At 68.4% G+C, this 24051-nt stretch carries 25 protein-coding genes; 5 read left to right on the top strand and 20 right to left on the bottom strand.

Translation table 11 applies throughout. From position 1 onward, the window contains the following. Positions 1-99: 99 nt before the first annotated feature. Positions 100-4035, bottom strand: a complete 3936-nt coding sequence (purL, locus tag HNO51_RS04150) for a phosphoribosylformylglycinamidine synthase (RefSeq protein WP_209538564.1) — start codon at positions 4033-4035, stop codon at positions 100-102. A 156-nt stretch (positions 4036-4191) separates the two neighbouring features. On the opposite strand from purL, the gene mltF reads away from it, so the two are divergent. Further along, positions 4192-5658, top strand: a complete 1467-nt coding sequence (mltF, locus tag HNO51_RS04145; protein ID WP_197449766.1) for a membrane-bound lytic murein transglycosylase MltF — start codon at positions 4192-4194, stop codon at positions 5656-5658. A gap of 99 nt (positions 5659-5757) precedes the next feature. Then, positions 5758-5982, top strand: coding sequence for a hypothetical protein (locus HNO51_RS04140; protein WP_209538563.1), 225 nt, complete (start codon positions 5758-5760; stop codon positions 5980-5982). Here the strand turns inward: HNO51_RS04140 and tadA are convergent. Next, positions 5979-6470, bottom strand: a complete 492-nt coding sequence (gene tadA / locus HNO51_RS04135; protein ID WP_197449764.1) for a tRNA adenosine(34) deaminase TadA — start codon at positions 6468-6470, stop codon at positions 5979-5981. The two genes, HNO51_RS04140 and tadA, sit on opposite strands and share 4 nt — an antisense overlap. A gap of 59 nt (positions 6471-6529) precedes the next feature. Here tadA and HNO51_RS04130 point away from each other — a divergent pair, with 59 nt between their 5' ends. Together HNO51_RS04130 and HNO51_RS04125 are read left to right on the top strand one after the other, a co-directional pair. Next, the gene (locus tag HNO51_RS04130) at positions 6530-7351 is read left to right on the top strand and encodes an acyl-CoA thioesterase (protein WP_197449763.1); all 822 of its coding nucleotides are present in this window, start codon (positions 6530-6532) and stop codon (positions 7349-7351) included. A 137-nt stretch (positions 7352-7488) separates the two neighbouring features. Continuing rightward, entirely contained in the window at positions 7489-9237 is a 1749-nt protein-coding gene (locus HNO51_RS04125; RefSeq protein ID WP_197449762.1) for a methyl-accepting chemotaxis protein, read from the top strand. Between the two features lie 58 nt (positions 9238-9295). Here HNO51_RS04125 and HNO51_RS04120 read toward each other — a convergent pair whose 3' ends face one another. The 3 genes from HNO51_RS04120 to HNO51_RS04110 form a co-directional block, all read right to left on the bottom strand. Further along, entirely contained in the window at positions 9296-10168 is an 873-nt protein-coding gene (locus HNO51_RS04120; protein ID WP_234283595.1) for a bifunctional nuclease family protein, read from the bottom strand. Positions 10169-10259: 91 nt separating this feature from the next. Beyond that, positions 10260-11537, bottom strand: coding sequence for a Y-family DNA polymerase (locus tag HNO51_RS04115; RefSeq protein WP_209538562.1), 1278 nt, complete (start codon positions 11535-11537; stop codon positions 10260-10262). Beyond that, complete coding sequence (locus HNO51_RS04110; RefSeq protein WP_209538561.1) at positions 11534-11992, bottom strand: LexA family protein; 459 nt, start codon at positions 11990-11992, stop codon at positions 11534-11536. The genes HNO51_RS04115 and HNO51_RS04110 overlap by 4 nt, the downstream gene beginning before the upstream one ends. A gap of 161 nt (positions 11993-12153) precedes the next feature. Here HNO51_RS04110 and HNO51_RS04105 point away from each other — a divergent pair, with 161 nt between their 5' ends. Then, on the top strand, positions 12154-13437 hold the full coding sequence (locus HNO51_RS04105; protein ID WP_209538560.1) for an MgtC/SapB family protein: 1284 nt from the start codon (positions 12154-12156) through the stop codon (positions 13435-13437). Here the strand turns inward: HNO51_RS04105 and HNO51_RS04100 are convergent. The 15 genes from HNO51_RS04100 to HNO51_RS04030 all read right to left on the bottom strand — a co-directional run bounded on the left by HNO51_RS04100 (position 13434) and on the right by HNO51_RS04030 (position 24038). Further along, complete coding sequence (locus tag HNO51_RS04100) at positions 13434-13796, bottom strand: DUF1428 domain-containing protein (protein ID WP_209538559.1); 363 nt, start codon at positions 13794-13796, stop codon at positions 13434-13436. The genes HNO51_RS04105 and HNO51_RS04100 overlap by 4 nt on opposite strands. Positions 13797-13839: 43 nt before the next feature. Beyond that, positions 13840-15087, bottom strand: coding sequence for an RNA polymerase sigma factor (locus HNO51_RS04095; protein WP_209538558.1), 1248 nt, complete (start codon positions 15085-15087; stop codon positions 13840-13842). A gap of 7 nt (positions 15088-15094) precedes the next feature. Continuing rightward, positions 15095-15454, bottom strand: coding sequence for a YciI family protein (locus tag HNO51_RS04090; RefSeq protein WP_111413156.1), 360 nt, complete (start codon positions 15452-15454; stop codon positions 15095-15097). Between the two features lie 110 nt (positions 15455-15564). After that, entirely contained in the window at positions 15565-16614 is a 1050-nt protein-coding gene (locus HNO51_RS04085; RefSeq protein WP_197449757.1) for an EscU/YscU/HrcU family type III secretion system export apparatus switch protein, read from the bottom strand. After that, positions 16611-17456: a type III secretion system export apparatus subunit SctT gene (gene sctT / locus HNO51_RS04080; RefSeq protein WP_209538557.1), complete on the bottom strand. Its 846-nt coding sequence runs from the start codon at positions 17454-17456 to the stop codon at positions 16611-16613. Before sctT ends, HNO51_RS04085 begins: the two co-directional genes overlap by 4 nt. Positions 17457-17462: 6 nt before the next feature. After that, positions 17463-17732 (bottom strand): EscS/YscS/HrcS family type III secretion system export apparatus protein, encoded by a 270-nt coding sequence (locus HNO51_RS04075; protein WP_197449755.1) that lies wholly within the window; start codon positions 17730-17732, stop codon positions 17463-17465. Between the two features lie 4 nt (positions 17733-17736). Next, the gene (gene sctR / locus HNO51_RS04070; RefSeq protein ID WP_209538556.1) at positions 17737-18393 is read right to left on the bottom strand and encodes a type III secretion system export apparatus subunit SctR; all 657 of its coding nucleotides are present in this window, start codon (positions 18391-18393) and stop codon (positions 17737-17739) included. Beyond that, the gene (gene sctQ / locus HNO51_RS04065) at positions 18386-19507 is read right to left on the bottom strand and encodes a type III secretion system cytoplasmic ring protein SctQ (RefSeq protein ID WP_209538555.1); all 1122 of its coding nucleotides are present in this window, start codon (positions 19505-19507) and stop codon (positions 18386-18388) included. The genes sctR and sctQ overlap by 8 nt, the downstream gene beginning before the upstream one ends. Further along, positions 19504-19983: a hypothetical protein gene (locus HNO51_RS04060; RefSeq protein ID WP_209538554.1), complete on the bottom strand. Its 480-nt coding sequence runs from the start codon at positions 19981-19983 to the stop codon at positions 19504-19506. Before HNO51_RS04060 ends, sctQ begins: the two co-directional genes overlap by 4 nt. Next, positions 19980-21317 (bottom strand): FliI/YscN family ATPase, encoded by a 1338-nt coding sequence (locus HNO51_RS04055; protein WP_209538553.1) that lies wholly within the window; start codon positions 21315-21317, stop codon positions 19980-19982. The genes HNO51_RS04060 and HNO51_RS04055 overlap by 4 nt, the downstream gene beginning before the upstream one ends. Continuing rightward, entirely contained in the window at positions 21314-21910 is a 597-nt protein-coding gene (sctL, locus tag HNO51_RS04050; RefSeq protein ID WP_209538552.1) for a type III secretion system stator protein SctL, read from the bottom strand. The genes HNO51_RS04055 and sctL overlap by 4 nt, the downstream gene beginning before the upstream one ends. Next, the gene (locus HNO51_RS04045; RefSeq protein ID WP_209538551.1) at positions 21882-22580 is read right to left on the bottom strand and encodes a hypothetical protein; all 699 of its coding nucleotides are present in this window, start codon (positions 22578-22580) and stop codon (positions 21882-21884) included. Before HNO51_RS04045 ends, sctL begins: the two co-directional genes overlap by 29 nt. Then, entirely contained in the window at positions 22577-23338 is a 762-nt protein-coding gene (gene sctJ / locus HNO51_RS04040; RefSeq protein ID WP_242597200.1) for a type III secretion system inner membrane ring lipoprotein SctJ, read from the bottom strand. The genes HNO51_RS04045 and sctJ overlap by 4 nt, the downstream gene beginning before the upstream one ends. 32 nt (positions 23339-23370) lie before the next feature. Then, on the bottom strand, positions 23371-23796 hold the full coding sequence (locus HNO51_RS04035; protein WP_209538549.1) for a hypothetical protein: 426 nt from the start codon (positions 23794-23796) through the stop codon (positions 23371-23373). A gap of 62 nt (positions 23797-23858) precedes the next feature. After that, positions 23859-24038 carry a hypothetical protein gene (locus HNO51_RS04030; protein ID WP_167111630.1) on the bottom strand — a complete coding sequence of 60 codons (180 nt, stop codon included), beginning with the start codon at positions 24036-24038 and terminating at the stop codon, positions 23859-23861. Positions 24039-24051: the final 13 nt, after the last annotated feature.

Here is a 24051-nt window from a genome sequence, read left to right as displayed (position 1 = left end):
CTTTGCCGGTCAGTGGCGTTACGCAGCGGCAGGGATGAGCCAAGACAGCAGCAAACGAAGAGGCGGCCCGCGGGCCGCCTCTTTCCTTGTGGCGGGCGCTCAGCCCAGCCAAACGCGGGCGTTGCGGAACAGCCGCATCCAGGCGCCATCCTTCGTCCACTCCGCGGGACGCCAGGAGTTGGTGACCGCCCGCACCACGCGCTCGGGGTGCGGCATCATGATGGTGACGCGGCCGTCCGGCGTGGTCAGGCCGGTGATCCCGGAAGGCGAGCCGTTGGGGTTGGCCGGGTAGTGGGTGGTCACCTGGCCGTAGTTGTCGACGTAGCGCAGCGCGACCTGGGCGCTGCCCTGCATGCTGCGCAGGTGGGCGCTGTCGCGGAACTCGGCGCGGCCCTCGCCGTGGGCCACGGCGATCGGCAGGCGTGAGCCCTGCATGCCGGAAAGCAGGATCGAGGGGCTCTGCTCCACCTGCACCATGGCCACCCGCGCCTCGAACTGTTCGGACTCGTTGCGCACGAAGCGCGGCCAGTGCTCGGCGCCGGGGATCAGCGACTTGAGCTGGGCGAACATCTGGCAGCCATTGCACACGCCGAGGCCGAAGCTGTCGTCGCGCTCGAAGAACGCCGCGAACTGCTCCCGCGCCCGCGGGTTGAACAGCACCGACTTGGCCCAGCCGCCGCCGGCGCCGAGCACGTCGCCGTAGGAGAAGCCGCCGCAGGCGACCAGTCCCTTGAACGCCTTGAGATCGACGCGCCCCTCGAGGATGTCGCTCATGTGCACGTCCACCGCCTCGAAGCCGGCGTGGTCGAAGGCCCAGGCCATCTCCAGATGGCCGTTGACGCCCTGCTCGCGCAGGATCGCCACCGCCGGCCGCGTTGCATTGACGAAGGGGGCGGCGACGTTCTCGTCCACGTCGAAGGTGGGGCTGACCGACAGCCCCGGGTCACGGCCGTCGAGCAGACCGTCGAACTCGTTCTTGGCGCAGTCAGGGTTGTCGCGCAGCGCCTGCATGCGGTAGCTGGTCTCGGCCCAGGTGCGCTGGGCCAGCAGCCGGGTGGTCTCGAGCAGCGGCTCCTCGAACAGGGTCACGCGCACCTGGTCGTCGTAGCGCGGCCGGGCGATAACACCGCAGGTCTCGATGCCGGCGGCGGCGAACTGGGCCAGCACCTCCTCGGTGTGCTGGCGGTTGACCTGGATCACTGCGCCGAGCTCCTCGGCGAACAGCGCGTCCACCGCCTGGGTCGGCTCGTCGATTAGCCAGTCCAGCTTGATCTCGAGACCGGCATGGGCGGCAAACGCCATCTCCAGCAGCGTGACCAGCAGGCCGCCGTCGCTGCGGTCGTGGTAGGCCAGCAGCTTGCCGTCGCGGTTGAGGCCCTGGATCACGGCAAAGAAGGCCTTGAGATCCTCGGGGTCGTCGAGGTCGGGACATTCGTTGCCCACCTGGCCATAGACCTGGGCCAGCGCCGAGCCGCCCAGGCGATTCCTGCCCCCCCCCAGGTCGATCAGGATCAGGTCGGACTCGTCCTGGTCGAGGTTGATCTGCGGCGTCAGGGCCTTCAGCGCGTCGGTGACCGGGGCAAAGCCGGTCACCACCAGCGACAGCGGCGCGGTGACGCTCTTCTCGTCGTCTCCCTCCTGCCAGGCGGTGCGCATCGACATGGAGTCCTTGCCCACCGGAATGGCGATGCCGAGCCGCGGGCAGAGTTCCATGCCCACCGCGTGAACCGCATCGTACAGCGCCTGGTTCTCGCCGACATGGTCGGCGGCGCTCATCCAGTTCGCCGAGAGCTTGATGTCACCGAGCTTCTCGATGGGCGCCGCCGCCAGGTTGGTGATGGTCTCGGCCACCGCCAGGCGGGCGCTCGCCGCCGGGTCGATCAGCGCCACCGGCGGACGCTCCCCCATGGCCATGGCCTCGCCGGCATGGGTGTCGTAGCTCGCCGTGGTGACGGCGACGTCGGCCACCGGCACCTGCCACGGGCCGACCATCTGGTCGCGGGCCACCATGCCGGTGATGGAGCGATCGCCGATGGTGATCAGGAAGCTCTTGGAAGCCACGGTGGGCAGGCGCAGCACGCGCTCCATGGCCTCGCGCAGGTCGAGGTTGTCGAGCATTACGCCGGGCAGCTCGAGCGCCTCGCGCTGGAACTCGCGCTGCATCCTGGGCGGCTTGCCGAACAGCACGCTCATCGGCAGGTCGACGGGCCTGGTCGCAAAATGGCCGTCGCGAACCTCCAGGTGATGCGCCTCGGTGGCCTCGCCGACCACGGCGTAGGGGCAGCGCTCGCGGGCGCACAGCGCATCGAAGGTGTCGAGATCCTCCGGTGCCACGGCCAGCACGTAGCGCTCCTGGGCCTCGTTGCACCAGATCTCCAGCGGGCTCATACCGGGCTCGGCATTGGGCACCGCGCGCAGCTCGAAGCGACCGCCACGGCCGCCGTCCTTGACCAGCTCGGGCAGGGCGTTGGAGAGCCCGCCGGCACCGACATCGTGGAAGAAGCGGATGGGATTGGCCTCGCCCAGTGCCCAGCAGCGGTCGATCACTTCCTGGGCGCGGCGCTCCATCTCGGGGTTCTCGCGCTGCACCGAGGCGAAGTCGAGGTCGGCGCTGGAGGCGCCGGAGGCCATCGACGAGGCCGCCCCGCCACCCAGGCCGATCAGCATGGCCGGCCCGCCCATCACGATCAGCTTGCCGCCGACGGGGATCTCGCCCTTCTGCACGTGGCCTTCGCGGATGTTGCCGTAGCCGCCGGCGAGCATGATCGGCTTGTGGTAGCCGCGCCGTTCGATGCCTCCCGCCCCCAGGGTGTCCTGCTCGTAGGTACGGAAGTAGCCGGCGAGGTTGGGGCGCCCGAATTCGTTGTTGAACGAGGCTCCGCCGATCGGTCCTTCGAGCATGATCGCAAGCGCCGACTGCATGCGCCCGGGCTTGCCGTAGTCGAACGCCTCCCAAGGCTGCACGAACTCCGGAATGCGCAGGTTGGAGACGGTGAAGCCGGTGAGGCCGGCCTTGGGCTTGCCGCCGACGCCGGTGGCCCCTTCGTCGCGGATCTCACCGCCGGCACCGGTGGCCGCCCCGGGATAGGGCGCGATGGCGGTGGGGTGATTGTGGGTCTCCACCTTCATCAGGATATGGATCGGCTCGCGTTGCGCAGCGTACACGGCGCGCTCGGCGGCCTTGCCGGTCAAAGGCGCGGCGAAGAAGCGCGGCGCCTCGGCCCCCTTGATCACCGCAGCGTTGTCGCTGTAGGCCGAGAGGATGTCGTCGGGCGAGGCCTGGTAGGTGTTCTTGATCATCTTGAACAGCGAATGACTCTGCGCCTCGCCGTCGATCACCCAGTCGGCGTTGAAGATCTTGTGCCGGCAGTGCTCGGAGTTGGCCTGAGCGAACATCATCAGCTCGACGTCGGTGGGGTTGCGCTCAAGTTCGCCAAACGCCTCGACCAGGTAGTCGATCTCGTCCTCGGCCAGGGCCAGGCCCAGCGCAATGTTGGCTTCCTCCAGCGCCGCCCTGCCCCCTTCGAGAACATCCACCTGTCCCAGCGGCGCCGGCTCATGATGGGCAAACAGCCGGGCGGCATCGGAGGCGTCGGTCAGTACGCTCTCGGTCATGCGATCGTGGAGGATTTCGACCATCGCGGTGAATGCCGCCTCGGACATCGGCGCCTTGAGCGCTACCCGATAGGCGATGCCGCGCTCGATCCGGCGCACCCGGCCCAGGCCGCAGTTGCGGGCGATGTCGGTGGCCTTGGACGACCACGGCGACTGGGTACCGATACGCGGCACCACCAGGAACAACTGGCCCTCGCCGTCCAGCTCGCTTCCGGAGCCGTCGCTCTCGCTCCTGATGCCGTAGTCGAGCAGCTGGCCGAGCAGGTTGCGCTCCTCGTCGGAAAATTCACCGTCGTGATCCACGAAGTGCACGTAGGCGGCGTGCAGGGACTCGACCTCGGGAACCCGTGCGCGCAGGGCAGCCAGCAGCTTGTCGTGACGGAAAGCGGAAAGGGCAGGCGCGCCTCGAAGTTCGAGCATGTCTTGAAGCCTCTGAAGCAAGCGGAGGAAGGTGGGCCGCACGGCGGCGCAGAAAGGCGACATGATACTGGAAAGCGACGGGCAGACGAAATGCAACAGATGACAGCTGTGCCCCGGGCCGTTATCGTGAAGCTCCCGTCGCCGATCGTCGCCTGAATGCCCGAGTTCGATAGTCGTGTCCTGCTGAGCCGCCTGCGCCTGGCCGCCCTGTTGCTGCTGGGAGTCGTCCTGTGCCTGGCGCCCTATCGCCACTTCGCCCCGCCCAAGGGCCTGCTGGAAGCGATCCGGGCGCGCGACTTCATCAGCATCCACACGCGCAACACGCCGACGACCTACTACGAGGGGCGCCACGGCCCGACCGGGTTCGAGTACGAACTGATGCGCCACTTCGCCGAGTTCCTCGGCGTCAGCCTGACCCTGGACTCGCGCCATCACATCCAGAGCGCGCTGGAGGCGGCGCGCCAGGAAGGCGACCTGGCCGCAGCCGCCCTGCCGTTGGACCTGACCCAGCCAGACCTCATCTATAGTCGCCCGATCCTCGACCTGCAACCGCTGCTGGTCTATCGCCGCGGCCTGCCGCCGGTCACGGAGATCAACGACCTGGCCGGTCTCAACGTCGGTACCATTCGCGACTCGGGGACCGATCGCGTGCTGCGCGAACTGCAGGCCGACCATCCGGAGCTGGGCTGGCGCGAATCACCGGAGGTGGAGGTCGCCGAGCTGCTGAGCCAGGTCGAGAACGGCGGCCTGGATGCCGCCGTGGTCTTCGAGCATCAGTTCCGCATCAACCGGATCTTTTTCCCCGGGGTCGAACGCGGCTTCCCGCTGGGCAAGCCGCTCTCCCTGGCCTGGGCCTTTCCCGCCAAGGGCGGCCTGGGACTACAGCAGGAGGCCAACCGCTTCCTCACCCGCCTGCAGCAGGAGGGACGGCTTGACGAGCTGGTCGTTCGCCACTTCGGCCATGACGATTACCTGGAATACGTCGGCGCACGGACCTTCCTCGCCCACCTCGACGAACGCCTGCCCGCCTACGCCGAGCTGTTTCGCGAGGCGGCGCGCGATACCGGCTTTGACTGGAAGCTGCTGGCGGCGCTGGGCTACCAGGAATCGCACTGGGATCCCGAGGCCACCTCCCCCACCGGCGTACGCGGCCTGATGATGCTGACCCTGCCCACCGCAGGGGAGATGGGCGTGAGCGATCGCCTCGACCCGGCCCAGAGCGTGAGCGGTGGCGCCCGCTACCTGCGCCAGCTCAAGGAGCGCCTGCCCGAATCGATCCAGGGCGAGGACCGGCTCTACATGGCCATGGCCGCCTACAACGTGGGGCTCGGCCATCTCTACGACGCGCGCACGATCGCCGAGGAGCGCGGCGGCGACCCCGACAGCTGGCGGGACGTGCGCGAGGCGCTGCCGCTGCTGCAGCAGCATGAATGGCACAGCAAGACTCGCCATGGCTACGCCCGCGGCGGCGAACCGGTCATCTACGTGCGCAACATTCGGCGTTACCACGAGATCCTGACCTACGTCGACCGCAGCCAGCAGCAGTACCTGCAGCTCACCGATTCGTCGGGCGGCGAGGATCACGACGCCCCACTGTTCGACATCATCTCGCCACTTCTCTAGCAAGGGCGTGACCATGCACCGACACGCCGACTTCATTCTCCCTGCCTGGCCAGCGTGCCCCTGGTCCTCGGCGTCGTGCTCGTGGATGGGGGGCCTTCGTTGCACGAACTCGTCGCCACTGGCCTGACCGGAATGCTCGTCCTGGTCAAGCTGATGCAGCTGCGGGGCTGGCATGCGGCGGCCAGGACGCTGGTCGGGTTTGCCCTGCTGCCGCTGGCCCTGGCACTGGCCAGCTACGTGCTGCCGGAGTACTGGCCGCCGACGACGCGCTCTACCGCGCCAAGGCCGAGGGCCGCAATCGGGTCAGGGTCGCCCCGGCATTAACCACCGTCGAGAGAGCCTGAAGGAGCCCCGCCATTCTCGCGCCGGGCCTCGAAAAAGGCCTTGAGCAGGCGGGAAGCGCGCGCCGCCAGCACGCCCCCTTCCACCGCGACCCGGTGGTTGAACCAGGGCTGGGCGAACAGGTTGGCCTTCGACTCCACCATGCCGGTGCGCGGTTCGGCGGCGCCATAGACCAGCCGCGCGATGCGTGCGTGAATGATCGCCCCGGTGCACATCAGGCAGGGCTCCAGGGTGACGTAGAGGGTGCAACCATCGAGGCGGTAGTTACCCAGCCGGCCGGCGGCATCGCGCAGCGCGCGAATCTCGGCGTGGCCGCTGGGGTCGTGGCCCGAGACCGGTGCGTTGTAGCCGGCACCGACGATCTCTCCCGCCGGGTCTACCACCACGGCCCCTACCGGCACCTCGTTGGCGGCCAGCCCCTCGCGGGCTTGGTCCAGCGCCCGGTGCATGTAGAATTCGTCACTGCGCATCGGCGCCGACTCCGTTATGCTGTCTGAAACAACCGTATGATACTTCCCGAGGAAGCCCCATGACCGATGCCCTGAACGCGCTCGTCGATCTGCTCGGCCTGGAAGAGATCGAGGAAAACCTGTTCCGCGGTCGCAGCCAGGATCTCGGCCTGCCGCAACTGTTCGGCGGCCAGGTGCTCGGCCAGGCACTCTCGGCCGCCACCCACACGGTGGACGCCAGCCGTCAGGCGCATTCGCTGCACGGTTACTTCCTGCGCCCCGGCGACCCTCATCGCCCGGTAGTCTATCAGGTGGACGCCGTGCGCGACGGCGGCAGTTTCACGACCCGGCGCGTCACCGCCATCCAGAAGGGGCGGCCCATCTTCTTCTGCAGCGCCTCGTTCCACGGCCGCGAGGAGAGCATGAGCCATCAGATGGCGATGCCCAGCGTGACACTACCCGACGTGCTGGAAGAGGAGCCGCATGCGCGCCTGGAGCGCTTTCCCGGCCACCCCATCGAGTTCCTGCACCTGGGCGACGAGTCCGAACCGGGCCAGCCCTCGCGCAAGCGGCTGTGGTTCCGCCTCACCGGCGAGCTGCCCGACGATCCCGCCCTGCACCGCTACCTGCTGGCCTACAGCTCCGACTTCAACCTGCTGACCACCTCGCTGGTGCCACATGGCATCACCTTCCGCGACCCCCGGTTGCAGATCGCCAGCCTCGACCATGCGCTGTGGTTCCATCACGACGTCAAGGTCAACGACTGGCTGCTCTACGACATGGACAGCCCCTGGGCCGGGGGCGCCCGCGGTTTCGCCCGCGGCAGCATCTACGACCGCAGCGGGCGGCTGGTGGCCTCGACGGCACAGGAGGGGCTGACCCGCCTGCGCGACGCCCCCTGAGAGGGGGTGCCATATGCTCGTATGGGCTGCTTCATGACTAACGTTGTAGCCCACCAGCCTAAAGAACCGCCGGAGCCGGCCGAAGTTAGTAAGTACTGACAACCGTATCAGTACACTCCCAGCTTCGAGGTTTCGCAATGCACGCTTCGGCTTCCAAGGCCTCCTTCTCCCTGCAACTCCAGACCCGGCTTCTGCTTTTGGTCTTGTTACCCCTGCTGTTGACCACCCTCAGCCTAGTAGTCATCGACGGCTATACCCGCGCCAAGGACAGCCAAGTCAATCTGGCACACCAGCGCGAACTACTCATCGAGACACGCAAGGCCGGGGTTCGCGATGTGGTCGAGAGCGCTCACTCGGCCATCCAGCCCATCCTAGAAGCCTCCACCCTCAGCGACGCCGACAAGCGCGAGCGCGCCGCCGAGATCCTGCGCGCCATCCGCTTCGAGGGAGGCAACTACGTCTTCGCCTATCAGCACGATGGGCTCAACGTGGTCACCGCGCCGATGCCCGAGCGCGAAGGCACCAACATGATCGGCGTGCAGGCACCCGATGGCGCCTACATCATCCGCGACCTGATCGACGTAGCCCGCCAGGGCGGCGGCTTCTACTCCTATCCTTGGGAATATCCCGGTTCCCGCAGCATCGAAACCAAGTACTCCTATGCCGTCAACGTGCCCGAGTTCGACTGGATGCTCGGCGCCGGGGTCTACATCACCGACATCGATGCCGCCATGGCCGAGGCCAGGGCTCAGGCGGCCGCCGAGCTGCGCCAGTCCATTCTGACCTCGACGCTGATCGGCCTGGTGCTGTTCGCCGGCGTGGCCGCGGTATCGACCTGGCTGGTACGCCGCACCGTGGCACCGATCCGCCGCACCGCCGAGGCCATGCGCGACATCGCCAAGGGCCAGGGCGACCTGACCCGCCGGTTGAAGGCGGAGAGCCGCGACGAGATCGGTGAGCTGGCCGCCCAGTTCAACGCCTTCGTCTCGCGCATGCAGGATACCCTGCGCGACGTGCGCCGCAGCACCGCGAGCGTGAACCAGGCCGCCGAGGAGATCGCCCAGGGTAGCGACGAACTCGCCACCCGCACCGAACAGGCCGCGGCCAACCTGCAGGAGACCTCCGCTTCGATGGAGGAGATCACCGCCACGGTGAATCACAGCACCGAGTCGGCCGAACAGGCCAACCAGCTGGTGGTGGCGACTTCTCAGGTCGCCCGCGACGGGGAGAGCGCCATGCAGCGGGTCGAGCGCACCATGGCCGACATCGATGCCTCGTCGAGCCGCATCGCCGAGATCGTCGGCCTGATCGACGGCATCGCCTTCCAGACCAACATCCTGGCGCTCAACGCCTCGGTGGAAGCGGCCCGCGCCGGCGAGCACGGCCGCGGCTTCGCCGTGGTGGCCCAGGAAGTGCGCACCCTGGCCAGCCGCTCGGGCGAAGCCGCCAAGGAGATCCGTGACCTGATCAACACCTCCGTCGCCCATGCCCGCGACGGCAGCGAGATCGTCCAGCGAGCCGGCGCCACCATGCAGGAGATCGTCACCAGCGTCGCGCGGGTCAGCGACGTGATCGCCGAGATCAGCGCGGGGGCACGCGAGCAGAACGCCGGCATCGGTCAGATCAACACCGCCGTGGCCGAGATGGATACCATGACCCAGCAGAACGCCGCCATGGTGCAGCAGACCTCCACCACCGCCACCGAGATGCGCCGCCACGCGCAGCACCTCAGCGACCTGGTCGGCACCTTCGTGCTCGGCGAGGATGGTGACAGCCAGCCAAAGCAGCGAGCCGCGCCCGCCGCGCTGCCGCGCCCCGTCGCGGATCCCAGGCCGCGCAAGGTGCCAGCGTCGCACGTCGCCGAGGAGGAGTGGGAAACGTTCTGAGGTGGCAAGCGGCCAGCCAGGGGCTGGCCGCCCCGCTGGCCCGGCGTACGTACCACGCTCAGGTGCGAATGCCGGGCACGTCTTCCTGCAGCTTCGGCATGGGCTGTCGGGGGGGCACGTCGGTGGTGACCTCGATCTCCTGCTCCTCCCCGTCCTGCCAGTAGCGCAGCCGGGCGTCTTCGTCCACGGCGGTGTCGCGCACCAGCTCGAGGTAGCGCAGTGGCGTCTCGGGCACTTCGCCGTTCACTTCGAGCAACAGCGCCCCAGGCCGAAGGCCGGCTTCCACTGCCGGGCCGTGTACGTCGCTGACCAGGACCCCGGGGCGGTCAGGCAGGCCCAGCGCCTCGCGCAGGTCGTCGGTGGCCGGCGTGACGGTGATGCCCAGCGCCACGACCACCCGCTCGTCGAGCCCTTCGTAGTCGATGCTGCGGGCCGCCTCGAGCACCTGCGGGGCCACGTGAATGCTCGCCCCCGCATGCAGCGCCAAGGCGATGGCATCGCTGGCGCGACTGTCGATGAGCAGCGTCTCTTCGCGCCCCGGCAGGCTCAGCTCCAGCATGCCGAAGAAGGTATTGTCGACGATGGCATCGACGTAGACCCGCTCCAGAGTGGCGTCGACCTCGCCGAGTACGTCTCCCAGCAGCTCGTGGGTCATGGGCCGGGGCGAGCGCTCGCCGGCCAGCCCGCGCAGGATGGCGCCCGCCTCGCTGATGCCGATGAAGATCGGAATCACCTCGCGCACGCCCGGCTCACGCAGCAGCACCACCGGGGGACCGCCGAAGCCGGCCAGGCCCACCGTGGCGACTTCCACCTCGACCATCTCGTCGACCTCGGCGGCGAGTTCACGCGCGCTCGTCGCCAGCGACCCCGCCAACAGCACGACACCGCACAGCAGCGACAGCGAACAGCGCCAGCGAATGGGCCACGGCATAGGCATCTCCTGCACACGGGCAGTCGTCTTCAGCATGGCACCCGGGGCGCCTTCCCGCCACGTGATTGCTCCCGAGGTAGAGCCATCGCGGTCATCCCGTCTTGACCGTCACCAGCTCCTTCCAGCAGGTGGTGTAGCGCTGGGTACGGCGCTGGCAGCGCAGGGCCCAGGCGTTATCCTGGTGCGGCAGGCCGAAGCGCACGGTGTCACGCCCCATCTCGCGGTTGAGGTGATCGAGGGCCGCCATCAGGCGTCGGCTGCGATCGCGTCGCCGCGCGTCAGCCGGCTCCTCCAGCAGCGACAGCTGACGGCGCTCGGCGTCCACCAGGTCGAGCAGCATCACGCCGCACTTCTGGTAGCGATGCCCTTCGAGAAAGATAGCCGCCAGCGCCCGGCGCGCGGCGGCGAGAATGGTCGGCGTATCGTTGCAGGGCTCCGGCAGTGCCACGACGTGGCTGTTGGCGTACTGGGCATCCTGCAGCCGATGCGGGTTGGTGCGCACGAAGACCAGTACCGCCCGGGCCAGGCTGCCCTGTCGCCGCAGCTTTTCGGCGGCCCGCGTGGCATGCTGCCGCGTGGCGGCCTGCAGATCGGCGAGCGCGTCGCTCAGCCTGCCGAAGGAGCGCGACACCAGGATGCGCTGGCGTGGCTGCAGCATGTTCTCGAGCTCGATCGACGGATGGCCGCGCAGCTCCCAGACGATGCGCTCGAGCACCACCGAGAAGGCGCCGCGAATCCACTTGGGATCGGCCTGGCGCAGCTGCCAGGCCGTCTCGATGCCCATCAGTTGCAGCCGTTCGGCCGTACGTCGGGCCACGCCCCACAGCTCGGCAACCGGCAGGCGCTCGAGCAGGCGGCGGGTCGCATCGCTGTCGGCCTCGAGCCGACAGACCCCCTCGTAGGCCGGCTCACGCTTGGTCAAGCGGTTGGCCAGCTTGGCCAGCACCCGGGTGGGCGCCAGGCCCACGCCGGCCGGGATGCCGGTCCAGCGTCGCACCGTCTCGCGCAGTCGCTGGCAATGGGCTTCCAGCGCCCCGGGATCGAAGCCAGAGAAGTGCACGAAACTCTCGTCGATGGAGTAGAGCTCCACCGCCGGGGAGAACTCGGCAAGCACCTGGTTCATCCGGCGCGAGACATCGCCGTAGAGGGCGTAATTGCTGGAAAGCAGCACGGCCTGGCGGCGAATGGCCGGGGGCAACTGGTGCAGTGGCGCTCCCATGGCCACCCCCAGCGCCTTGAGTTCCCGTGAGCGTGCCACCACGCAGCCGTCGTTGTTGGAGAGCACGCCGACCGGCAGCCCTTCCAGATGCGGGTCGAAGGCTCGCTCGCAACTGACGTAGAAGCTGTCGCCGTCGACCAGGGCGATCATGCCGGCGCTCCCGGAAGCGCATGGATCACATGGGTCACCACGCCCCACACATGACATTCGCGCCCTTCCAACGGAATCGGCGCAAAGCGCGGATTGCTGGCTAGCAGCACGGTTCTCCCACGCTGGTGCGCCAGCCGCTTGACGGTGAGTTCACCATCCACCGCGATCACGATCACCCGCCCCGGCAACGGCTCCAGGCTGCGGTCCACTACCAGCAGGTCGCGGTCGTGGATGCCGTCTCCCTGCATCGAGTCTCCCTCGGCGCGCACGAAATAGGTGGATGCCGGCCGTCGCACGACATACTCGTGCAGGTTGAGATCGCCATCCAGGTGATCGTCGGCGGGGCTGGGGAAGCCGGCGCGTACCCGGCAGCCCAACAAGGGCAGATATTGCGGCGTGGGCGATGTCGCGGTTCTACCGACGATGCGCAGCGCGGAGAGGGGGACAAGCGACATGGGACCTCCAACAAAATCTGTAAATAAATACAGTATTCAGCAAGAGTCTGTCCGCTGGCAAGCGCCTCGCTGAGGTGAGGGGCTGGCCCGCCCGCCTTCGGGTTGAAGGCAGAAGCGCGGCGTTCCACTCTGGAGAGAGGGTTTCCAAGGAAGGGAAGACAATGGACGATCTTGCCAGCGACTTTCTGGCCGACAATACCGTGCTCATAGAGCTTGCCGTGGCGCTGCTGCTGGGCGCGCTGATCGGTATCGAACGTGGCTGGGTCGCTCGCGAGCGGGAGTGGGGCGAGCGGGTGGCCGGGGTGCGCACCCATGCCCTGGTGGGACTGTTCGGCGGCGTGGCGGCGCTGCTGGCGGAAGCGCTGACGCGCTGGGCCTTTCCGCTGATCTTCCTGGCTGTGGCGATCATCGCCCTGGTCGGCTACCGGGCGCGCATGGAGCAGAGCCAGGACTACAGCATCACCGGGCTGATCGGGCTGCTGATGACGTTCTGCTTCGGCGCCCTGGCGGTGGCGGTGGACATTGGGCTGGCCACGGCCTGCGCGGTGGTCACGGCGCTGATCCTCGACAACAAGCGTGAGATCCATGGCCTGCTCAACAAGCTTCAGGCCAACGAACTCGATGCCGGGCTCAAGCTGCTGCTGATCAGCGTGGTGATGCTGCCACTGCTGCCCAACGAGGACATGGGCCCCGGCGGCGTGCTCAATCCTCGGGAGATCTGGTGGCTGGTGGTGCTGATCGCCTCGATCTCGTTCGTCGGCTACTTCGCCGTGCGCCTCGGCGGCACCGAGAAGGGCATCCTGTTCACCGGGCTGTTCGCCGGGCTCACCTCCTCCACCGCCCTGACCCTGCAGTACGCCCGCCAATCGAAGCGCGAGCCGGAACTCGCGCCGATGCTGGCCGCCGGCATCCTGCTGGCCTGCGGCACCATGCTGCCGCGCCTGCTGCTCTATGCCGCCCTGCTCGGCCCCGCGCTGCTGCCGCGCCTGTTGGCACCGGTCGCGGCCATGGGCGTGACGCTCTTCCTGCCGGCGCTGTGGCTATGGCGCCGCCATCGCCGCGACCTCAAGGCCGACCGGCCGATGACCCAGAACCCGCTGGAGCTGCGTGCCGCGCTGCTGCTCGGCGCCCTGCTGACGGTGGTCATGGTGCTGGGCGAGTGGCTGCGCGCCTGGCTCGGCGATGCCGGCGTCTACCTGCTGGCCGCCGTTTCCGGCATGGCGGACGTGCATGCCGTTGCCCTGTCGCTGAGCCGCATGGCGGCGAGCACCATCGAACTCTCCACCGCCGTGCAGGGCATCGTGCTGGCGGCCTCGGTCAACAATCTGTTCAAGGTGGTGCTGTCGGTCAGCGCCGGCAATGCTCGCCTGGCCCGCTGCATTGCCGGCCCGACAGTGGCTTCCGCGGTGGTGGGACTTGGCCTCGCCTGGCTGACCCCGGGCTAGGGCAGCCTCAGCGCCTCGCGGAACCCACCCCAGATCATGCGCTTGCCATCGAACGGATGGTTCGCCGGATCCATCATGCCGGCCATGCGCGGGTCCTCCATCACCTTGGCATTGATGCGATCGCGCTCCTCGCGCGAGGCGTAGAGGATCCAGGCGAAGATCACCGTCTCCCCCGGTTCGAGCTTGACGCTCAGCGGGAAGGAGGTGTGCTCTCCCGACGGGACGTCATCGGCCACGCACTCCACGTACTCCAGCGCGCCGTGATCGCGCCAGATCTCGCCAGCTTGCCGGGCCATGTCCAGGTAAGCGTCGAGGTTCCCTTCGGGAACCGGCACGACGAATCCATCGACGTAGCTCATGGGAATCTCTCCTGAGTGATGAACTTGGGATAGCCAAGAGGCCTCATCCCTCTCTCGAACCAGCCAACGGCAAATCGACATCGGCGGCGTTTGCCACTACCTCGCGCAGGCGGCGCTCGAGGAAACGCCGCTCGGCGTCATGGGTGACCAGCGTCAGCGCCTCGCGGTAATGCGTCGCCGCCTCGTCATGCCGGCCCAGCCGGCGCAGCAGGTCGGCCTGCGTCGCCGGCAGCAGGTGATAGTTGGGCAGGTGGATCTTCTCGAGCAGCTCGAGGCCCGTTTCCAGCCCATCGGCCATGGCGATCGCCACGGCCCGGTTGAGCGCCACCACGGGGGTGGGCTGAAGGGCGTAGAGCAGGCTGTAGAGCGCGGCGATACGCCGCCAGTCGGTCTCCGCCGGTATCACCGCCTGGGCGTGCAGGGCCGCGATGCCGGCCTGCACCGCGTAGGGGCCCAGCGGGCTGCCACGCAGCGCCACCTCGATATGGGCGGTGCCCTCCTCGATCTCGTCGACGTTCCAGCGCGTGCGATCCTGCTCCTCCAGCAGCACGATGTCGCCGGCCTCGTCGGTACGCGTGTCGCGCCGGGAGTGGTGCAGCAGCATCAGCGCCAGCAGACCACGCGCCTCGCGTTCCGCCGGCAGCAGCCGCACCAGCATCCGCCCCAGGCGAATCGCCTCGGCACAGAGGTCGCTGCGCACCCAGTCGTCGCCGAAGCTGGCCGCATAGCCTTCGTTGAAGATCAGGTAGATCACCGCCAGCACCGACTCCAGGCGCTCCCCCAGCGCCGCGTCGTCGGGCACCTCGAAGGGAATGCCGGCATCGCGGATCTTGGCCTTGGCCCGCACCAGCCGCTGGGCCAGGGTCGGCACCGGCACCATGAAGGCGCGGGCGATCTCCTCGGTACGCAGCCCGCCCAGGGTATGCAGCGTCAGTGCCACCTGGGCGGGTCGCGCCAGGGCCGGGTGACAGCAGGCGAAGATCAGGCGCAGGCTGTCGAGCGGCTCGGCCTCGAGGTCCTGATCGAGCAGCAGTTCCAGGTGCTGGCGTAGCTCGTCGCCCTTGCGCTCGCGCATCTGCTGGTGACGCAACTGGTCGACGACCTTGTGGCGTGCAGTGGCGATCAGCCACGAGGTCGGGTTCGGTGGCCAGCCCTGGGCCGGCCACTGCACCATCGCCGCCTCGAAGGCCGCCTGCACGGCATCCTCGGCCAGCTCGAAGTGGCCGAAGCGGCGAATCAGGCTGGCCAGCACGCGGCCATACTCGCGGCGATAGAGTTCGTCCAGGGTCACTGAGGCCTCACAGTCGATAGGCAGGGTCCACCGGTCGCACCTCGACCGAACCGCCGACCCGCAGCGGCGGGATACGCCGGGCCAGCCCCAGGGCCTCGTCCAGGTCACGGCACTCCACTACGTGAAAGCCACCCAGTTGCTCGCGACTCTCGGCGAAGGGCCCGTCCAGCGTCACCACCTTGCCGTTCTGCTCGCGCAGGGTGGTGGCCGAATCCACCGACTGCAGCCGGGCGCCGCCGCGGTAGTGGCCGCTGGTGACCATCTCCTGGATCAGGGCGTTGTAGTCGTTCATGACCGAATCGCGCTCGGCATCGGGCAGGCCGTTCCACAGCGCTTCGTCGATACAGCACATCAGCATGTATTGCATGGTGGTCTCTCCGGGGTGATTCCTTAGATTAGCTTACTGGCCAGTACTCATGTTTCGTATGAGCGTCGTTGAAATCGACATCGCCTCGCCTCGCGAATGGCGGGCCCGAACTAGATGACCCCGGCTGCGACCAATTCATCGGCGACCGCCTGGAACGTGTCCTGGGGAATCGGTCCTCCCTTTGCGGTGCGCCTGGCGATGCGAGCCGCCAGATCCGGCCGGTTGGCCACCGCCACGCCCCGGGTGCAAGCCGCTTCGAACAGCGCGGCGGACTCCTCGGGCGCGGCCTTGCATACCATCACCGGCACGGGGGTCTCGCCCTTGGCGTAGCGCAGCCCCACCAGCCAGTCGCCGGGTGCGCCCAGCATGAGCGAGGCGTTCTCGAGGCCGGTGCGCGCGCTGTGGGCGTACATGTCGCGCCGTTCGCGCTGACGGGCGCGGCGGATCTCGGGGTCGCCCTCCAGGTCCTTGCGCTCGCGCTTGTGCTCGGTCCGGGTCATGCGCTGGTCGCGCCGGAACAGCCAGCGCTGCATCTGCACGTCGATCAGCCCGACCACGAGAAACGCGACCAGAGCGGTCACGATCAGCGGCTCGAGCAGTGCCATGAAGACCCCTTCCAGGCAGCCGAAGCCGCAGCGCGGCGAATCCAGCAGGGTCTGCAGGCTCAGCCGGAAGACGATCACGAACGCCGTGGCCAGCGCGACCATCTTGAACAATGACTTGGCGAATTCGATCAGGCCGCGGGCCGAGAAGATTCGCTTGAGGCCCTCGGCGGGATTGATGCGCTCGAACCTCGGCTTGACCGGGTCCACCGAGAACACCGGGCCGCGCATGATCAGGACGTTGGTCAGCACGGCCGCCACCACGGAAATGACGATGATCGGCAGTACCGAGCGCACCACGATTTCCGCCGCCAGCGCCAGCAGGCGTGGCCACAGGGTGTCGAAAGGCTCGTGATAGAGCCGCGTGATGGTGCCGATGAGGTGGCGCACGCGCCGCTCGATACCGTCGGCGGCCATGAGCAGGTAGAGCGTACCGCCCAGCATCACCATGGCCGTGACCATGTCCGAGCTCTTGCTGACCTGCCCCTTCTTGCGTGCGTCGCGCAGCTTCTTCTCGGAGGGCGGCAGCGATCTCTCTTCGCTGGGTTTCTCGCTCATGCGCTGCCTCGCTCCTCTGCCAGCGGGGGGATGCCGCTCAGCAGCGTTTCGAGGCGGCGGTCGCCGTCCCCCAGCGCGCCGAGCTCCTCCATCAGCAGCGGGATCAGAAACACCACGTAGAGCAGCATCAGGAAGGTGAAGAGCAGGTTCTTGATCGCCAGCGACAGCGAGAACACGTGCAGGCTGGGCGCCATGCGCGCCAGGTAGGCGAGCATCAGGTCGGCGACCAGCAGGGCGACCAGCAGCGGCGCGACCATCATCACGCCCACCCGCATCACCTGGTCCAGCATGTCCAGCAGCATCAGGGCGCTGCGGGCCTCCAGCACCGGCACGAAGCGCTCCACCGGCCACAGCGCATAGCTCGCATAGAAGCCCTCGAGCAGGATCATGAAGCCTCCCGAGGCGAAGAACAGCGCCACCAAGGTCACCACCAGCAGCGTGCTGGTGACGCCCGATTCGGTGCTGCCCATCGGGTCGAGCAGTTGGCCCATGGTCGAGGCGCGCTGCAGGTCGACCACTTCTCCCGCCACCTCCGCCGCCCAGAACGGTATGCCGAACACCACGCCGATGACGGCGCCGATGATCAGCTCCTTGACCAGCAGGGCGGCGAGTCCGAAGGCCGACATCGGCCCCAGCGACGGCAGCGCGGAGAAGATGAATGGGATCGCCGGCAGGGCGATGGTCACGGCCACGGCGGAACGGATCATCCCGGTCAGGCCGAGCCGATTGAAGGCCGGCGTGATCAGGATCACCCCCAGCGCCCGGGTCATGCCGATGGAGGCGGCCATGAGCATGGGATAGACCAGCTCGGTGAGAAGGGGGACGTATTCGTCGAGTGCCATGGAACCTCAGCGCGACCAGGCGGGGAAGTTGTCGAGCACCTGGTCGGTCAGGTTGACCAGTTGGCCTACCAGCAGCGGCCCGCCCACGATCAGTACCAGCATGATCACGATGACCTTGACCGCCTGGGGCAGCGACTGGTCCTGGATCTGCGTCAGCGCCTGCAGCAGGCCGATGCCGAAGCCGATCACGATCGCCGCCAGCAGCGCCGGTGCCGACAGCAGCAGCACGGTCCACAGGGCATTGTTCATCAGCGTGAGGAAGGTATCGCCGGACACGTGGCTAGCCTCCGTAGCTGAGGATCAGGCCGTGCATCAGGCGCGACCAGCCGTCCACGGCAACGAACAGGAAGATCTTCAGCGGCACCGAGATCAGCGGCGGTGCGACCATCACCATGCCCATCGCCATCAGCACGTTCGCCACCACCAGGTCGATGACCAGGAACGGCAGGTAGATGAGAAAGCCGATCTCGAAGGCACGCACCAGCTCGGAGGTGACGAAGGCCGGGATCAGCACCACCAGGTCGTCCTCCTGCAAATTCTCGCGCGCCTGCTGCGACCAGATGTTCTGGGTGGCATCGATGAAGAAGACGCGCTCGCGCTCGTTGGCGTAGAGCGACAGGTACTCCTGCAGCGGGCCGCGCAGCAGCGTGCCGGTCTCGCGGATCTCCTCGACGCTCTCCAGCGAACCGCCGTGGCTCTCGAGCCGGTAGGCGATCTCGCCGACCAGCGGCGTGGTGATGTAGACCGTCAGCACCAGGGCGATGCCGTAGAGCACCAGGTTGGGCGGCGTCTGCTGGATGCCCAGGGCATTGCGGATCAGGAACAGCACCACGGCGATCTTGAGGAACGAGGTCATGGTCACCACCGCCAGGGGCAGCAGCCCCAGCGAGGCGACCACGATGATCATGCCGACCAGGTTGGGCTCGAACTCACTCATCGCCCGTGAGCCTCACGATCTGCACGCCGAGGCCATCGCCGATCTCCACCAGCCGCCCGCGTCCCAGGGGCCGGCCATTGACCACCAGGTCCACGGCGTCCTCCCTCGGCCGGGTGAGCGGCAACACGCTTCCCGGCCCCAGTTCGCGCAGCTCGCCGAGCGTGAGCTCGAGGCGGCCGAGCTCGCACACCAGGCGCATCGGCAGGCCATCCAGGGCCGCCGTATCGGGCGGTGGTTTCGGACTATGGGGGTTCTCTGCCATGGCGTCACGGCTCCTGTGGTTACCGGTTTCATTGCGGGGGGAATCGCCGTCGGCGCACGGCGCATCGAGGTCGTCACCAGGCCCGGGGAGTGGCGTCGTGACCAGCCTCAGTCCACCGCCCTGCTCCTCCACCTCGGCCAGCGGGCGACCGGCGGCCGCCAGCGCCCTGACCGGCCGCTCGAGCAGCACCACGTCGCCCGGCCTCAGGCCGCGCAGCTCGTCCAGCCGCAGCCGCTGATGGCCGGCGACCCACTGCACGGTGACGGGTAGCGCCGAGCAGGCCCTGGGCGCGACGGCGGGAAGCGCATCCAGCAGCGGCGCGACGGCCCGCGTGGCGGCGGCGCCCAGCGACAGGTGCAGTTGGCCGGTGCCCCCGTCGCCCTCCAGCTGCAGCAGGATGTCGAGGGCCTCGTCGCCGTCGAACGAGGGCTGCCCCCCGTCCAGCCGCAGGGCGACGCCGAGCCGGGCTTCCAGGGGCTCGACCCACTCCAGCAGGGCGTACTCCAGCCACAGGGCCGTGAGGTCGGGCTCGCACGTCTCCAGCCCGGCGCGCAGCGCCAGGTGCCGCGTCAATAGCGCCAGGCCGTCGTGACCGAGCCGGAGTAGCGCGGGGGCGTCGCCCAGCGACAGCCCCAGCGCGACCGGCAAGGGAGTCGGCTCGGCCGGCGGGACGATGCGCAGCCGCAGCGCCCGTTCGCCCAGGCTGAGGGCGAGCGCGGGGCGGGGCCGATGCAGCGCGTTGAGCAGGGTCGCCTGCTCCGGCGAGAACCGGGGCAGACGCGCCGCCACGACCGTGCCCCTCGTCGTCGAGCCCTGCCGCCCCGTCGCCGGCATCAGGTCGAGCTTGGTCATGGCGGCCCTCCGCGCGGCAGGGTGACCTCGAGGTCCGCCTCGAGGCGACCCTCCTGCACGATGCGGTCGGCGCTGCGACGGCGCTCGACCAGCTTCCCCAGCGCCTCCCGGGCATGGGAGCGTTGCTTCCAGACCTCGGCCTGCCGGGCACACTCCTCGAGCAGTCGGCATTGCTCGCGCTCGGCCGACGAGCGCGCATCGGCCAGCTCGGCCTGGCGCCGCTGATGATCGTCGATCGCCTGGCGCGCCTGCTCCAGCTCCGCCGGTGACAAGGTGGCGCCCTCCGCCGCCTCGAACCACTCCTGCTCGAGCCGGTCGAAGTCGCTCTGCTCGCGCGCCAGGGTGAGGTCGAGCTCGTCGATGCGGTGCGCCTCGTCCCGACAGCGCCGTTGCTGCGCCGCCAGGGCGGCCTCGGCCAGGCGTTCGCGCCGCTCACGCAGCGCCATGAGTTGCTCGAGACGGAATCGATCGGTCATGACAGCAGTTCATCCATGCGTTTCAAGGTGTCCTCGAAGTTGCTGTGTTCCCTCTCGCTCTGGCGCAGGAAGGCTTCGATGGCGGCATGCCTGGCCACCGCCTCGTCGGTAAGGGGGTCGTTGCCCTCGCGGTACTCACCGACCTGAAGCAGCAGCTCGACATCGCGATGGCGCGCCAGCAGGTCGCGAATTCGACCGGCGTTGCGGCGCTGCTCGTTCGAGATGACGGCATCCATCAGGCGGCTGCGGCTGGCGAGGACGTCGATGGCCGGAAAGTGGTCGCGCTTGGCCAGGTCGGCGCTGAGTACGATGTGGCCGTCGAGAATGGCCCGCGTCTCCTCGGCAACCGGATCGAGGCTGCTGTCGCCCTCGGTGAGCACGGTATAGAGTGCGGTGATGCTCCCGCTGGCCCCCGGCCCCGCTCGCTCCAGCAGGCGCGGCAAGGCGGCGAAGAGCGAAGGCGGATAGCCGCGTCGGGTCGGCGGCTCGCCGGCGGCCAGGCCGATTTCGCGCTGGGCCCGGGCAAAGCGGGTGATGCTGTCGACCAGCAGCAGGACGTCGCGCCCCTGGTCGCGGAAGTGCTCCGCCACGGTGGTCGCGACCATGGCGGCACGTGCCCGTTCGATGGCCGGGCGATCGGACGTGGCCACCACGCAGACCGTGCGCTGCCGGGCCTTGGCATCGAGCTGCACGTCAAGCAGCTCGCGCACTTCGCGACCGCGTTCTCCAACCAACCCCAGCACGATGACCTCCGCCTCGCTGCCGCGCACGATGGCGGAGAGCAGCGACGACTTGCCCACCCCGGGCTCGCCGAAGATGCCGACGCGCTGGCCACGCGCCACGGTCAGCAGGCCGTCGATGGCGCGAATACCCAATGCCAGCGGATGCTGGATCAGCTGTCGCGCCAGGGGGCTGGGGGGTTCGGCATGCACCGGGCAGAGGCGCAGCGCGTCGAGATCGCGCTCCGGCGCGGCATCGATGAAGGTGCCCAGCGGGCTGATCACCCGACCCAGCAGCGCCTCCCCCACCGGCACGCCCTGCGGACCACCGGTGGCGATCACCTCGGCCCGGGTGGACATGCCCTGAAGGTCGCCGATGGGCGAGAGAATGGCATGCTCCTCTTCGAAGCCGATCACCTCGGCGGCGACATGGCGCCCGCTCACAGGGTCGCGCAGGTAGCACAGCTCACCGATGCCGGTGCCGTCGACGCTGGCGTGCACCAGCAGGCCGCGAATACGCCGCACCCGGCCGTGCACCGGACGCAGTTCGGCTTCCTCCAGCCGCGCGCCCAGCCGCGGCAGCAGCGCCTCGAGATCGATCTCTGGGGAGGTCATCGGTGCGGCTCCTGGCCACTCGCCAGCGCTCGACGCAAGGCGGTCAGTTGGGCATCGAGCCCCACATCGACGATCGCCACCGGGCTGACCAGCAGGCATTGGCCCGGCCCCAGTTGCGCATCGCCTTCGACGCGATAGGCGGGGCCTTCGGGGATCGCCGGCCCCTGGGCCAGCAGCGCTTCGACGGCTGCCACCCGCTCCGGCGCCACGCGCACGCTGACCCGCATGTCATGGCGCAATTCGCGCAGGGCCTGGCGCGCGCAGCGGCTCACCAGCTCGGCGTCGTCGAACTCACCCAGGATGCGACGCACCATGCGCAGGGAGAGTTCGGCCAGTGCCTGGTCGAGCCCCGCCAGATAGCGCTCCACCCGCTGTGTGGCCTGCGCCAGCAGCTCGGCCGCCCGGGCTTCGCCCTCCCGACGTCCTTCCTCGAAGCCGTCGGCATAGGCGCTGGCGGCGGTATGCCGGGTTCTCGACTCCACCTCCCTGGCGTGCGCCTGGGCGCGCTCGAGAAAGGCGTAGCCATCGATCCAGGCCTGGGCCTCGTCGCCGCGCAGGATGACCTTACCCGGGCGTGTCGGCAGTTGGTGCATGCTCTGATTCCCTGATTTCTGCATCGACGATGGCGGCGGCGCAGCGCACGATGCGCGGCCCTTGCCGGCAAACTTCGGGGGAGGCTTCTTCCAGCGTCCCCTCCCCCGGCAAGCCGCTGGCCAACCCCAGCCTCAGCCAGGCGGCGAGTTCGGGCGGCTGGAGCGAGAGCCAGGCCGAGACGCAGGCCTGCCCATCGCGCTCGACCTCCTGCGCCAGCGTCTCGATGTCGTCAACGCTCGCTGCCGTCACCGCCAGCTCGCGGTTGGCCAGCGCGGCGGCGAAGGCGGCGTCGCCGAAACGTTGCTTGAGTGCCACCACGCGAGGCGCGCGTATCTCGCGCACGAAGGCGGCGGCATGGCAGATCACGCCGCAGTAGTGGGCCAGGGCGGCGCCGGCCGACGCCGGCAACGCCAGCAGCCGAGCGTCCTCTTCGGTGGGCGCGGGCAGCGTCTCGGGTGGCATCAGGCCATGCCGGTCAATCAGCCGCTGCGCCAGACGGCGCTGGAAGCGGGGATGACGCAGCAGCGACTCCAGGAGAGCATCACCGGCAATCCCTCCCAGGCAATCCTGCAGCCAGGGGCGCGCAACGTAGCGCGCCGGCGCCTCGACGAAGGCTCGCCATGCCGAGGCCGACGGCTCTCGTTCGGCGACGGTATTTGCTCCGCTCATGCGGGTGGCTCCAGGTCATAGGGCGCGCGCCGCCGCTGCCAGACCATCCAGCCCACCGCCCCGGCCAGGCTCAGCAGCAGGACGACGAAGCCTCCGAACAGCCAACTGATGCGACCGACGCTGCTGGTCGGCATGGCGATACCGAGAAAGGTGCTCGTCTGCATTGGCAATACTTCCACCCGGGGCTCCAGCCTCACCGCCGCCACCGGCACCACCGAGACGTTGTCGTAGGAGAGCCCGGCAATGCCGTTGGCCACCAAGGTCTTGATCCGTGGGATCAGCGGACCCACCTCGAGCTCCGGCGCGTGGCGAATGAACACCGAGGCCGACGAAGGCGTGCTGTCCTGGCGTACCAGGTCGTTCTCGGGAAGGACGACGTGCACCCGGGCCGTGAGAACGCCATCGATCTGCGACACCGTATGCGACAGCTCTTCGCTGAGCGCATAGAGCATCTGAGCGCGCTCCTGTACCGGCGACGAGACCAGGCTGTTGCCCTGGAAAATCTCGCCAAGATTAGAAAAGCGCTCCTGGGGCAGCCCCAGGCGATCCAGTATCTCCACCGCCTCGGCAAAGCGATCCTCGTCGACGGTGACGGTCATGCGACCGCCATCGGCGGCGACCCGCTTGGCAGGAATCCCGTGCCTGGCCAGCGCCGCCACCATGACGTTGGCCTCGCGCTCGCTGAGGTCGGTATACAACTCGGTGTCACACGCCTGCAGCAGCAGCGCCATGGCGAGAATCGACAGCGCTCGGAGCAAGCCCCTGCGTCGTGGGATAAGTGGCAAACCGGTCATCCCCGCAGCAGCGTCGAGCAGGCGCCCGATGTCTGGGCAGCGCAGGACGCCATCAGCCTCGACTCGACCGCATGGTCGAACATCGAGCCGAACGCGTCGATCATGCGCTGGAACTGGTCGCCACCAAGTGCCTCGGCGCTGGGGTCGTCAACGCTGCCGTCGCTCTCGATGCCCGACACGGCCCGAGAGGCATCACCCCCTTCGCCGCCCTGGCCGGAGGAGAACGCCTGCATCCGCTCGAGAGTGCCCTCAAACCCATTGAGGATTTTCTCGCCAAGATCGGCCGGGGTCACGGCCTGCAGGGTCGAGCCGGAAACGCGTGCCATGTGCTCGAACAGATTCTGCTCGGCAAGCGTTCCGGAATTCGCCACGCCCTCCGCCATCGGGGCGGGCGTCGCGCCTGTCGTCATCGCGGACATCATCACGAATCACCTCATAACGTGTGCCTGAACGGCAGGCAATTCCTGCCGCATTCGTACCGACGTCAGCCTTCGTCCTTGAGCATGTCGCCGGCATAATCCATCAGGTGCATCATCGCCAGTGATCCCACTGCCTGGCCGACGATGGCTTGGGCCTGGGCATTCTCGACGGCGGCATCGAAAGCCTGCTGATCCGTGCTGGAAAGGTCGTTGCCACCGGGTGCACCTACGGCTTCAGTCGCCATGATCTCTTCCTCC

Source organism: Billgrantia sulfidoxydans (genome assembly GCF_017868775.1).
Taxonomy (GTDB): Bacteria; Pseudomonadota; Gammaproteobacteria; order Pseudomonadales; family Halomonadaceae; genus Halomonas; species Halomonas sulfidoxydans.
Note: the sequence above shows the minus strand (reverse complement) of the source record. Positions and strands in the feature narration are given on the sequence as shown.